We start from the raw sequence: 13,176 nt of genomic DNA, 5'->3' as shown, positions 1-13,176 counted from the left end.
ATGCTCTGCAAATCTTTGTCGGCGCGAATCATTACGACTCACCTTCTTTTAGCGGCTTCTTTGAAGTCCCAAAGTTTCTCATGTGGTCCCACACCAGCTCATCTGGGTTCAGGTCTGGCGGGCGCATATGGGGGCAAGAATACGATCTCAAGCCTTCCATCTTGTGATTCGACATAGTCAAGAACAACGGTGTCCGGCTGAAAAGGAGTTTAACGCGATAAAATTCCAGCACTGACACGTATATTTGGCCCCCTAGGGGTGCGTGCAAAAGATATTTGAATTTTTTCAGTCGGCGCGCAGTACCGCTCAGGGCACCAGTTTCGCTGCGATACAGCAGGACAGAAAATAAATAAAAAAACACGAAAAGCACTTGACATGGCTATCCAGGTACGCGGCGCAATCCCTGTATGCGTATTGATCGATATACAGGAATTTCCATGTCCCATCGCTGCGAAAAATTACACAACGAACTGATGAGCGAAACCGTTTTTTCCGAATTCTTCTCCCCGGCATCCAGCGCGCTTAACAGGGTGCGCTATGCTGCGGGCCGCTTCAAGTCACTTCCAATGGAAGACTTCTGCGCATTTGGCTGCCTGCGCCACCTGCAGGGCATCCAGACTTTGCGCGAACAGATACAGCTGTTGTTCCATTTGACGGAGGCCGCACAAATGCCCGTGGCGCGTTCAACCTACTCCGATGCCTTGAGCTCCGAGTACCGGCTGGAGATCCTGATACAAATGGTGACGCAGCTGTTCAGGCAGGCCCGCGCCGTTCTTCCCGACCGGCTGGCGGAGATCCCTGGATTGGGCGAGCGCTCGATCTACGCGGTAGACGGCAGCTACCAGCACGAGAGTGCCCATTATCATCGCTGCGCCCCCAAGCATGGTGGTGAGGACAACCCCAAAGGCCACATGATGTTGGCGTTCTACGATGTCAGAATTGGGGCACCAGCGTCCGTTCAGATTGAAACGCGCAACTTCCACGAAATGCGGGTCTTCAAGGACTACGGGCAAGAGCCAGACAGCTTGCTCAAAGAACGTCGAGCGCTATGGGTCGTGGACCGTGCCTATGTAGACATGCCCTTCTGGGATGCCCAGTACAAGGGTTATCGCCAAACCGTGATCACACGCATGAAAGACAACCTGTTGGTCGAGGATCGGAAGCCGCGGGATGTTTCCGAGCACAAGATCAACGAAGGAATTTTGGCGGACGAAGAAGTGGTGCTCAAGGCCAGCAGTGCCCGGTGGCGCCTGATTCACTATCAGGCGCCGGATGGAAACTGTTTCAAGTTTCTCACCAACGAGATGGAACTGGAGCCCGGCGTCGTCGCATTCCTGTATCTGCGCCGCTGGGACGAGGAAAAGTGCTTCGATACCTGGAAGAACAGTTTTGCGAGCAAGAAGGCCTGGAGCAAGAGCGTAACCGGGATCAGCGCACAGGCTTGGCTGGCGATCATGACCTCGCTATTGCTGCTCATGTTTGCTCACCACCACCAGGACCGCTGGCAGATAGGGGATGAAAAGAGCTTGATGAAGCAGTCGGATCGCATCGACCAGAAATACATCAAGGAGGGGCAGCGCATTCCCTGGCATACCTTCCTCTACCGCTCTGTATCCAAAATCAGCCAGCAAGTAATCCGATTCCTAAAATACTGTTTTTGGAAGAAAGCCTCCCGGAAGCTCTATAAACGCCAGCTGATGCCAATGCTTCTGAGGTATATGTGATTTTAACCGGACACCCTTAAGTCAAGAACATTCTTCGATTTGTGCACTGGGTGACCATCTACAATGAGGATCACCGGACGCCTTTGGCTTCTCTGGAAATCTTTGAAGCACTCCACACACTTATCTGCGGTGAATTTTCCGCTGTAAATGTGGTACCAAAATCCACCTTTATTTGATAACGCAGAGATCGCATTAATCGATTGCCATTGCCCGCTGGTTTTTACTATCGGAGTCTTCCCTCTTTCTCCCCACATCCTTTGCAGCGGGTCATCAGACCGGATGCTTGCCTCAACCAACCAGAATATCTCTGCGCCGGTTTTTTTCGCATATTCCTTAACCTTGGGATAGCCATCCTTCACCCACTTTTTAACTGCCTCTTCATCCCGCTCGTAGGCTCTGCGTAGCGGCTTTTGTGGAGTTAAACCCAACCGATGCAGAAGCTCACCGACGCTGGTTACACTAAGCTCAATACCAAATTTCTCTCGGACCAGATCTGATACGATTTGGCGTGTCCACAACCCAAAGTCAAAACCGTATTGCCTCGGATCACCACCAATGCCCCACCGTTTGACTTCTTGCTCCTCGGTAGGAGACAACTTTCTGCCACGCCCAGGCCTTGCTTTGGGAGCCAAAGCGTTGATGCCTTTTTCCCGTGCAGTTTTCAACCATGAGAAAATGGTTCTACCACCCAGCCCTAAGCTACGAGTAACCTCCGCCGCCGACTCGCCATCAAACACCCGCTGCACGGCTATTTTTCGTATGAGATGCTGTTCTTCTGTGCTAAGTTTTCTGGCGTCATATTTCATGCGCGCCATGATATCATGATGTATTGATTATTTCCGCCCCGATAGTGATTTCGCATTTGGAGTCATGTAATGCCGTTTTGTCAATTAGTGCATTCTATTTCTTATGGGACTGAAGCCGGTCTGTGTTCCGTGTGAATCTCCCCAAATAATTATTTTGCTCTCCACTGGCAATTTTTCGTTTGTCCAATCTTTGTAACGCTTTTCCCCAACCCCATTCAAACAACCTTCCCGTGTATTTTGGACAGGGGGTAAACAGTGGGTTAAAGGGATTATCTCGTGCCTGCATCCAGATTGTCATTCGGTTGGATTTCGCACTGGCCTCACCACGGCGATGGAACCCATACACATTGGCTATTAAGAGCGTATTGGCAGGCACGCACAATTTCTCAGCCGACAGGCCCATCTCTGCAAGCGCAGTATCATTGACGCGAAATGATCCATCCCAATATCTTCCCTTGTCACGAAGCACTCCTTTTTGACATGCCTTTAGGCTCTGTCTGTATTCCCATTTTAAGCGCCGCCATGAAAGACGATGAGAGCCCGGCACATAAATATAGGGCCCGTTTTGGTCGTCAGTGCCGTCAATATACAACCAGGCCTTCACGCATGGGTGGAATGTATCCGCGTGCATATCCCTCTGTGGGTCCGGCCGGGGCGCTACATTGGCGTGATTGCACAGGTTTTCTATGAAAAAAAAGGGAGGACGATTTTTAGAAGAGCTATACCGCATCAATCTATCAAGATATGAGTTGCGTACCAACTGACAAAATTCCGGCGCCTGTTGTCTGCTAGAGTAGTCCATAAAAGCACGCTGCGTCAGCGTCGTCCCCTCGACAATTTCACGTATCACCCCCTTATAGTTTTTGAGTGCGATAGAGAGTTTGGAGAACTGCTCCTCCGGCAGAAAATCCTTCTTTAGGATGAATCCATTTTCAAGAAAATCTTTTCTATCTTCCTTAGATACCAATGGGGACAAGAGCAGAATGCGCAGCCTAAACAGAAAGTGAGCCAGTATGACTCTGGCCACATGCAGACCGCAGCGGTTGAGCCAGTAATTTCCTATAATTGGATTGTTTTTAAAGCTTTTCCCCCAACTTAAAAATTCAAAAATCCATTTTGGCAATTTCCAGGCCAAATCCATGACTTTACGAATTTGCATAAACCCTACACTCCGGGATTGATATTTCAGGAAAAACTACAATAACATTGTGATAAAAATCTAAATGACAAATCTACCATAAAGCAGTTTTATGTAGAATCTCGCTGCTCTTCATTGCCAGAACCAAAAAAAATTTGTCACTATTTGAAAAGATATCGATTCCTATACCAGCGATAGATCTCCTGAATAAAACCAGTTGAACCTGTTGTCTTTTTGTTTTTATCCAGCAAAGCTACCGCTGTCTCCGCATCGATATATTCTCCCGAAGAAGGATCTACATAAAGTGGATAGAGAATCAGAGTCCCGGCCACTAATTCATCCAGAGTCAGCTTTCGGCCTCTTCTGGCTTTGAAGGAGTCAAGTTCAATACCCGCCGACGTATCGCGGGTAAGAAGCTTATCGTCTGTTAGGCCCCAGCCTGCATAAAAAGGCAGCCCATAGGTCACTACTTTCAAACCGCGCAATAAAGCCTCGAATCCGGTCAAAGAACTCATTGTATGTACTTCATTTACATGTTTCAGCAATGCAGAAATCTCGATATTTCGAATCAAACGATCATAGACTGCATCTGAGCCAGGTTGCAGAGTCCCCAAACGGGCCCCGGCTTCTACATCCGGATGAGGCTTGTAGAGTATATACGCATCGGGATTTTCAGATCTGACCCTATTCAAGAGAGATTGATTGCTTTTTATACTCGGCGATCCACAAGCAATCGATGCATCGCTTTCAACCTGCCCTGGCACCAAGATTACCTTACGTTCAACAGGAAACCTTAACTCCCCCGGCTTTTCGCAAGAGCCGATATTATATTTACTCACCCCTTTTGCCAAAATATTTTTTCTTAAATTCTGTGCACGATTAATCAAAGATTGAGAAAAGTTTGTTTCTTTTAATATCCCTTCCAAATCACTGGGGTAACGGGCATCAAAATAGATTCCCTTAGAATCAAATACCAACGATATTGGGACAGTGAGATCCACTCCCAGACCCGAAGAACGTAGGAATCCATCCTCAGCCTGCCAGAGTTTCAATCCTAATTTTTCACTATAAGTGCGCAATTTTTCCGTAACACGGCCAGCCCACACTAGAGCATTCCCCCCTGCACTAACCTTATGCACTTGCTTATAGTCATATATAAACCGTATCTTTCCCCTCCGCCCCAGATAATTAGGGATAAACCGCCGCTTCCAGGGCGAGAAACCTATCCCTACCCACCGCCCACTCAAGCGAGAGAGCATACGTTTTTGCTCTGCGATCAAATGGACAGTATCTTCAAACTCACAGGGATAACCTGTATAAGGATTGATATAGCGGCAATAACGGAAATAGGTTGCACAAAAAACCTGTGTCAAGGAGCGTGAGACATTTCGGCGCTTCAAACTTTGACGGTCTTTGGTTAAACCCCAACCCGCATAAAAGGGTATCCCAAAGCAGTGAACCTCCTTCCCGGCAATCAATGCATCAAAACCCAGTTGGCTAGTGACGACATAGACTTTTTCTATATCCTCAAATAACGCCCAGGGTGAAATATCTTCTGCAATCACCCGGCAGCCATTCTGTTGAGCCTGACCGAGCAAGTATCCCTTTTTTTTACCTACTATAACATCCGGGTGTATCTTTACACAAATTTCTGCATCCGGATTTTCTCTGATTGCCGAATCCAACATTGTATAAAACTGTTGCCTTGAGCCATATCCAGCCTGTACAGAAACATCATTATATGTTTGATCTACCACCAGTACGCGCTTCTGGTTGCCGACCCAGCTTATGGGCAAATCTGCAGAGCTATTATACTTTGACAGGCGGTAATACTTGAGAAGCTCTACTCCTCTATTGGCTCGCTTAATATCCTCTTGACTAAAATCGGATTTTTTAATAAGACTTTCCAGGTCACTGGTTTGAGTAGCATCATAATAAATTCCTGTATAATCCACTACAAGGCTATGGGGTAATGAACCTTCAACGCCAAGCCCCAAAGAACGTAAAAATCCATCTTCAATACAGATATAAGGCAAATGATATTTATTGGCAATTTTCCGAGCTTTAATCGCAGTATCTTTGAGCCCCCAACCAAGCATGTGGGTTATCTCATCACCAGGGCAAAATGGAATATAGCGACACTGTGCCCTGAGAAATTGATTCAAATTCCTCAAACGACGCAAGCGTAGGGAGCAATAGCCAACTACAGACACTGGCGTACCTCCTCTAATATACGCTGACGAAACCTCTGATCGTCCGCCAAGCGTAATATGGCTTCTGTCCACGCCTCTGGTTTCATTGGTAATATCAAGCCGCTTTCCTCATATCTGGCCATTGTGGCATAAACAGACCCTTCTGTGTATATTCCTACGGCACCCGCCTGGGTAATATCAAAAAATTTGGTGTGCGATCTTGCTCGATTGAAGGGGGTATCAAGCAGTGGCGTCAAACCAATATAGTTCAACCGGATTTCTGTATCATTGATAAACAGGTGCGCCACTTCACAGGGTGAAGCACTTGCACACTACGAACCTTTCGAAAAAGGTGATTTACATGTGTATCATCGATGATTTCAAAATTTAAATTCGAGTTATGTTTGAGCACTTTCTGAATTATCGGAACCGACCAACGAATTTTTCTAATATGAGCTACTGAACCGTGATAAAAAAGTTAAAGTTTCACTTCCATCCATATCTACAGGTTGAGCTTGCAGTAATCCGGGTGACCAATGCTGATATTTTTGATATAAGCATGGTGTTGAAACCAAAAGATGCGCCCCTCCTATAAACTTAAAAAACGCTGCCATAACCAGCTGTAACGCAGAATCTTCAACTGATATCGAATTGACAAGCCAGCAAAAGTAAGCCACTCAAATCAATTATCGTCGATAAACAAGTGAACCAAAGAAAACTTACTAAGGTTTTCTTGAACCAGAGCCCGCCACTTCCGGGAAATATAGCGTACAGACATAAGCCCCACAGCCATTAGCAGATCAGAAAAGGACGGGCGTTGCATCCCAGCCCGGTTCTTGCGTAAATAGGGAAGAACATAGCTCCCCCTCCACGATCAGCCAGTAGCTGTAAAACCCAAATCAGACTCTAAAACCATCAATTATCAAAAGACAATATGGTCGGCAGCAACATCAAAAGAGTCAATAGGTAAGCAATCGAAAGGGACCACCCTACACGCAGGAAATCCCGCTAGTGGCATCCCCCAGGTTTTGTACTATCAGGCTAACCTGATAGTCAGAGGGGGTTAAAAAGCCTGCACTAGACTCGGAGGGCACTGCCATTACAAAGGGCATCCAGTCCACCCCAGAGTTAACAGCTCAACCCCAAACCAGGGCGAAAGCTAGGGCTGTAGCGATATTGTTTATCATCAGTTCGGCCATTGGTCCCCTGCCGGCAGGCAGGCAGATTTCGCAGGCCCCGACCAGCGCGTTCGCTAAGCCGCTGCCGGCGATTGCTTTCGCCAGTATCAAGGCACTGGCGATAATCAACCATATCTAGAAGGGGAAGCACCGCTACGACCTCGGTGGGTGATACGATACCCACGCCAATTATACCACCAAACAGCATCATCAGACTCTTTAGCAACGAGAAATATCCAAATACCTGCGACCACTACTGAGGCAAAACCCAGGCCCAGCAGTCAGTTGTCCCGCCGGGGCCGCCCCGTCGTACTTCGGTATTACTGATCACATAGAAGCTCTTGCCGGTATTCAAGTGGCGCCGGAAGTCCGACCCCATCGCGAGTAGTAGTGCATCCCCAGTCCGCAACTTACCTTACAGCCGCTCACCGCCGCAGCGCATGAGGACCGCTGCTGAGTCGAAACGCGTGTGAAAATTACAGTCCTTTCAGCACAGGCCGAGGACACTTTAACTCGGCGCAATCACCACTTCGGTGAGGTTCAGGTCCAGCTTCTCATCCCTCAGCGCAAACAGGCGCAGGCCCTCAATACCCTGCAAATGCCCAAGGTCACTCACGTCACAACTGAAAATCAGCTTGTCCTCGCAGCGGAGTACCTCCGACGACTCCACCGAGCTGATCACTTGGTCTCCCGCGCACTATTTCGATCAGGTAAAGAGTCTTTAGCCAGCGTCGGCGGTTCTGATCGACAATCTTGCCATCCAGCGGTGAATTGGCCACCAGCTCTGCTTCCAACAGATACTCAATCCCCGGCTTTTTCGTTAACGCCCCTCCGACAGCAAACAATCGCATAGGAACGTAAGCAATCTTATCAGAACATAGTTGAGGATTCTACTAGAGGTATTCAAGATCGCTAGTCATCAAAGCTCAAAAAACCTTCGCAAATCGACAAATATGGTGATGTGCAGAGTTTTTTGGCTCCGCTCCTAATTATTACACTGCTCCGGCCATGCCAACTCTCTCAATTTGAATATTTTAACAGGCTATTGTAATAGGCTCATGTATATGCTGGCTTTGGTACAATGCTCGGGTCGATACCCCACAATGAGATAGTGTATGCGCGGTGCAGATATTACACAGAAAGCTTTGTTCACCACGGTTCACCTGGAAGAATTTGTCCCGAAATCCCACCCGCTGAGAAAGATTCGCCAGGAATTTAATTTGGCATTGCTGCGTATCGATTGGTTGCTCGACTGCGCCTATGCACCGAACGGCAAGGAGTCCATTCCTCCGGAGCGATTACTGCGAGCCCTATTGCTACAGGTTTTATTCAGTGTGCGTAGTGAACGCCAGTTGATGGAACAGATGCACTACAACCTATTATTCTGCTGGTTCGTTGGCCTCAGTATTGATGACAAGGTGTGGAATCATTCCACTTTCAGCAAGAACCGTGACCGTCTGCTTGCCCACGACATTATTCCCACCCTGTTCGAAGAAGTGGTGCAGATAACTCGGCAGAAGCAACTGTTGTCGAAAGAGCATTTCAGCGCCGACAGCACCTTGGTTCAAGCGTGGGCCTCGCACAAAAGTTTTCGTCGCAAGCAGGGCAGCGGCAGCAACAGCGGGTGGGACTTCCACAGGGAAAAGCGCAGCAATGAAACGCACGAATCGCGCACCGATCCAAAGGCTCGGCTGTACAATAAATCCAAAGGTGCTGAAGCCAAGCTGGCCTATTTGGATCACACCACCATGGAAAACCGTAATGGCCTGATCGTACAGGCGGCGGTAACGCAAGCCAATGGCTGTGCTGAGCGGGAAGCAGATGCTGACGGAGCTGCCGGGCTCGCGTCGCAAAACCGTTGGCGCAAACAAGGGCTACGACACTCGGGGATTCGTAGCCGCCTGTCGTGGTGCCAATGTAACTCCGCATGTGGCCCAAAATACCAAGCGCCGCGGTGGCTCCGCTATTGACGGACGTACCACTCGGCACAGCGGGTATCAAGCGAGCATGAAGGCACGCAAGCGAATTGAGGAAGGTTTCGGTTGGGGCAAAACCATTGGCCTGATTCGCCAAGTAAAAGTCCGCGGGTTAGCGCGAGCCAAGGAGGTATTTACCCTCACCTTTATTGGCTGGAATCTAACCCGAATAAGCAATTTACAAGGAGGATCCGCTTTTTAATGGACGAAGAAGCAGCAAAAATAGCGTTAAGGGGGCGGCTATTCAGCCCAAAGATGATCAAAAATCCATCAAAATAGAAAAAGGTAACTATTCAGCATGTTCCTGCTGATACTGGAACTTTTCGAGTATGAAGTTTGACCAGCTTCCATTGAAGAGCGGGGCCAAGGCCTCACTGGGTTCAACATTGTTTTTCTGGCAGGTTATCAGATAGGAGCGAACAAGACAGGAAGCTCTGGCGCCATCTTTTGAGCGGAAGCAACCGGAGATCTTTTGCTTGACCTTGGTCATGCGAAGGTCCCGCTCACCCTGGTTGCTGGTAAACGGTACTTCGGCATTCTCCATAAAACGTTGCACTTCGTCTTCGTAATCAAGAAGACGCTCCAGCAAATTGAGTGATTTGCTGCGTTTGACCCGGCGACGCGCGATTCCGTCCGGTTCCGGTGCCGGGCATTCAGTTTGTCCCCGACCAATGATCTTTCGGTAACGGGTTCGCCAATGTTTGGCTCCGCCTGGTGGCAGAGCACCACCTGCCTGATCAACGGCTTCGCGCAGCTCTAACAGCAGCTTGTGCATGTTTTTCGCCCAGCGTTGTCAGTCTTCTTCGTGCGCATAGGTCAGTTCGCGCAGATGGTGGGCATTGCACAGCGCGTGGGTGCAATGATAGGTGTAGTAAGACTTCCAGTGATCGTAGATCAGTGTACCCGCGAAGTTTGGCAGTACACCCATGGCATTCATTACCTCAGTCCCGCGCTTAGAAGACAGACCAAACAGGGTACACTCAGTACCGGACAGGACATGCAGTTAATGGCGTTTGCTATCGATATTGAGGCTGGTTTTATCGGCATGGAGCAGTGTTTCGGATAGCAACCACTCCTGGGCCAGATCTTCAAGGGGCTCCAAGTGTGCACAAGCCTCGCGATTGAAGTTGACCAAGCTGCCTGCACCGAGAGGAATCCCGTACTGGTCGGTAAACATGGACTGCACGCGTTCGTAGGGGAGCAGTTGAAACATGGACAGGTAGACGACGTGCGCCTTGAGCGAATCGCCGTACTGCATTGGTCGTGTCACACCTACCGGGAAATCGGCGGCATAGCGCTGGCCCTGTTCATCCTCCAGAACCTGGGCGCGGTATTCGGTGAGTGACGCTGAATATTCAGATCGATGACCTGGCGGTGCTCATAACCAGCTTCGCGCCACTGCCCGTGGGGCAAGGTGTGCCGGTCCAGCTTGATGAATTGGACCTCATCGGGCTCTGCGACCTTCAGGGTGGGGCCGTTGCGGTCGGGTTAGCCGCAGGCCTTGCGTTTGTGAGTGGACCTTTTCTCGCGTGTGCGATTTTGACCTTGAGAGGGTGGAATACTACTGTTTCGGCTGTTCATACCAGCCTTGGCCATCAGCAACTTGATGTCGACCTGCCTCACTGCCATGCACAACTGATTGATGAGTTTAAAGTGGGCGAATTATCTCACGAAGCCCATGCTGGTGCAAAATTTTCCTCTGGAAAAGAGTGTTGGTAATTCGCCTATTCAACAAGCCCTGGCGACGAAATGGCTGGGGGTGCTGAATAGTTACGAAGAGAATTGTCGAAAGTCCCGAGTTAGAGTCGAGCACGTATTTGGATCAATGGAAAATGAGCAGCGCGGTATGCTCGTGCGGACTATTGAGATTTGGCGCGCTGCGGTTAAGGTTGGCATGAGAATTTGGTGTACAATATGCATGCGTCGATTTGTAAGCTTGCAGGGCCGACTTGCGCCCGCTGCATAAGGAATAAGGAGAAAGCTTCCTCAGAACAGGCCGAAATAGCTCTGAAACCCATCAAATATCGGTTTTTTGTGACCTTCAATGAAATTATGGTCGAGAAAAAAAGAGAGTCACCGATGGCACTGAATTTTGCAGTTTTATGTGAATTTATAGAGGTGTCCTTTTGTGAGATGAAAAAGATTGTTTACAATCTGAAGTTATTAATGAAGATTTAAAGCCTTATATTTCGGGCAGTAAAAATGTTGCATAATAAAGCATTCTCATATTTTTTTAGTGTTTTGAGGGCTAAGGAACCTCTGAATAATTCCCCAAGTATCGGATAGAATCGTACTACTCCTCAAGGCTACTCAAAATCATGCATCAAGCCACCTTCGCCGAAGCCGAATACCGCAGCAAGCGCCGTCAAACCCGGCGCGAGGAATTTCTGGCAAAGATGGATGCGCTCATTCCCTGGCAGCGCCTGCGCGACCGTAGTGAGCCCTTCAACCACAACAACGACCGCGGCCCGCGGGCGTATTCTCTGGATGTCATGCTGCGCATCCACTGCATGCGGCTGTTTTACAACCTCAGCGACCCGGCAATGGAAGATGCGCTCTACGAAATAGAATCCATGCGCAATTTCGCCGGGCTGCGCTTGGCGGGCAGAATTCCGGATGAAACCACCATCCTTAACTTCCGCCGCCTGCTGGAAAAGAACGACCTTGGGCGCAAACTTTTCGAAGAGATCAACAGCTACTTGCGGGACAAAGGCATGATGTTGCGCGAGGGCACCATCGTCGATGCCACCATTATTTCTGCACCCAGCTCGACAAAAAACCAAGCCAAAGAACGCGATCCGGAAATGCACCAAACAAAAAAAGGCAACACCTGGCACTTCGGAATAAAAGCGCACATTGGTACCGACGACGCGCTCGGACTTATCCACAGCCTCGAAACCACGGCCGCCAATGCGCACGACGTGACAGCGACAGAACAACTGCTGCATGGCGAGGAAAGGGGTGATTCCGGCTATACCGATGCCGAGAAGCGTGAGGAATTAAAAGATAAGGAGGTTGAGTGGCATATCGCCATGAAACCGAGCAAGCTGAAGACGCTGCCGGGCAAAGAGGAGCTGAAGGCGGCGGAAAAAATCAAGGCGCAGATCCGGGCTAAAGTGGAGCACCCGTTCCGCTATATCAAATGCATCTTTGGCTACCGCAAAGTGCGCTACCGGGGACTGGAGAAAAATACCCAACGCCTGTGCTTGTTGGCGAGCTTCACCAATTTATTGATTGGGAAAAAATATCTGCCCGCATAGGGCAGTGCGCCCAAAATCCATGAAAAGCGGATTTTGGGTGGGAAAACGGGGGTTATTTGCTGTGAAAACGTGAATTTTGACTGATCTTTGATCAACTTCTCCCGTTTTGGTGTAGGAGTGCGGGAGGAGGGTGAATTAATCAGAGGTTCCCTAAATTACGAACTTCCCTCGATTCTTTGGTTTGCTTCATTTTCAAGTAAATGAGCCTATCAAGATAGTAAAGTGTCATTTTGTGTTGTTACTGAAATACAACAAAATAAAGTTTATATGCTGAAAGTTGATCAGGAAATCAAATGAAAAAAGTTTTGATGCGAGCTGGTAAAAATCCATTCACCACTATTGGTTATGAAGATGTACTACAAAAAAACATACTTGGAACAAATAGTGGTAATTTAATTTTCGCTCATGCGGCACACAAAACGATGCGTACAGATAAGGTTCATATCACTCACGCTGGATATACTGCAAATTTATTAAAGGCAGATGAAATAAACGAAAAATATGATTACTTTGTTTTGCCATTTGCTAATGCGTTTAGAAAAAGCTTTGAAGGAAATTTAAAAAATTACACCAAATTAATTAAAAAGCTTAAAATTCCTGTAATCGTAGTTGGAGTGGGTGCTCAAACAGATCTTAACTACAATATGGAGTCTATGAGCTCTATTGACGAATCTGTTAAAGAGTTTGTTAGAGTTGTACTTGATAGATCAACATCAATAGGTGTCAGAGGTGAGTTAACAGCAGCATACTTAAATAAACTTGGCTTTAAAGATGTAGATGTAATTGGCTGTCCATCATTATTTTTACATGGCCAGGATTTTAAAACGCGGATTCAACCTTGAAGCGCATACCATTTATGCGGCTTGTGCCGCCAAGTAATTATCCATTAAATCTTCTGGTGT

At 48.2% G+C, this 13,176-nt stretch carries 8 protein-coding genes and 2 pseudogenes; 5 read left to right on the top strand and 5 right to left on the bottom strand.

Features of this window, described 5'->3' with window-relative positions; translation table 11 throughout:
* The first annotated feature begins 437 nt into the window (after positions 1 to 437).
* The gene (locus Q1A48_RS14495; RefSeq protein ID WP_299946217.1) at positions 438 to 1,724 is read left to right on the top strand and encodes a transposase; all 1,287 of its coding nucleotides are present in this window, start codon (positions 438 to 440) and stop codon (positions 1,722 to 1,724) included.
* A gap of 2 nt (positions 1,725 to 1,726) precedes the next feature.
* On the opposite strand, the gene Q1A48_RS14490 is transcribed toward Q1A48_RS14495, so the two are convergent.
* The 4 genes from Q1A48_RS14490 to Q1A48_RS14475 all read right to left on the bottom strand — a co-directional run bounded on the left by Q1A48_RS14490 (position 1,727) and on the right by Q1A48_RS14475 (position 7,720).
* Positions 1,727 to 2,539 carry an IS630 family transposase gene (locus tag Q1A48_RS14490; protein WP_299946215.1) on the bottom strand — a complete coding sequence of 271 codons (813 nt, stop codon included), beginning with the start codon at positions 2,537 to 2,539 and terminating at the stop codon, positions 1,727 to 1,729.
* An 85-nt stretch (positions 2,540 to 2,624) separates the two neighbouring features.
* Positions 2,625 to 3,689, bottom strand: a complete 1,065-nt coding sequence (locus Q1A48_RS14485) for a phytanoyl-CoA dioxygenase family protein (RefSeq protein WP_299946212.1) — start codon at positions 3,687 to 3,689, stop codon at positions 2,625 to 2,627.
* Positions 3,690 to 3,829: 140 nt separating this feature from the next.
* The gene (locus Q1A48_RS14480) at positions 3,830 to 5,881 is read right to left on the bottom strand and encodes a capsular polysaccharide biosynthesis protein (protein WP_299946210.1); all 2,052 of its coding nucleotides are present in this window, start codon (positions 5,879 to 5,881) and stop codon (positions 3,830 to 3,832) included.
* A 1,665-nt stretch (positions 5,882 to 7,546) separates the two neighbouring features.
* Positions 7,547 to 7,720 (bottom strand): hypothetical protein, encoded by a 174-nt coding sequence (locus tag Q1A48_RS14475; protein WP_299946206.1) that lies wholly within the window; start codon positions 7,718 to 7,720, stop codon positions 7,547 to 7,549.
* 433 nt (positions 7,721 to 8,153) lie between these two features.
* Here Q1A48_RS14475 and Q1A48_RS14470 point away from each other — a divergent pair.
* Positions 8,154 to 9,216: pseudogene (locus Q1A48_RS14470) on the top strand (IS5 family transposase).
* A gap of 87 nt (positions 9,217 to 9,303) precedes the next feature.
* Here the strand turns inward: Q1A48_RS14470 and Q1A48_RS14465 are convergent.
* Positions 9,304 to 10,272 (bottom strand): annotated as a pseudogene (locus Q1A48_RS14465) (IS66 family transposase).
* 83 nt (positions 10,273 to 10,355) lie between these two features.
* Here Q1A48_RS14465 and Q1A48_RS14460 point away from each other — a divergent pair.
* The 3 genes from Q1A48_RS14460 to Q1A48_RS14450 all read left to right on the top strand — a co-directional run bounded on the left by Q1A48_RS14460 (position 10,356) and on the right by Q1A48_RS14450 (position 13,116).
* Positions 10,356 to 10,733, top strand: a complete 378-nt coding sequence (locus Q1A48_RS14460) for a hypothetical protein (protein ID WP_299946203.1) — start codon at positions 10,356 to 10,358, stop codon at positions 10,731 to 10,733.
* Between the two features lie 599 nt (positions 10,734 to 11,332).
* A complete protein-coding gene (locus tag Q1A48_RS14455; protein WP_299946200.1) occupies positions 11,333 to 12,274 on the top strand; it encodes an IS5 family transposase in 942 nt (313 codons plus the stop codon).
* 293 nt (positions 12,275 to 12,567) lie between these two features.
* On the top strand, positions 12,568 to 13,116 hold the full coding sequence (locus tag Q1A48_RS14450) for a polysaccharide pyruvyl transferase family protein (RefSeq protein WP_299946197.1): 549 nt from the start codon (positions 12,568 to 12,570) through the stop codon (positions 13,114 to 13,116).
* Positions 13,117 to 13,176 lie beyond the last annotated feature (60 nt).

The sequence above is a fragment of the uncultured Microbulbifer sp. genome, from assembly GCF_947489355.1.
Classification (GTDB): Bacteria; Pseudomonadota; Gammaproteobacteria; order Pseudomonadales; family Cellvibrionaceae; genus Microbulbifer.
This window is presented reverse-complemented; position numbering and strand designations above follow the sequence as displayed.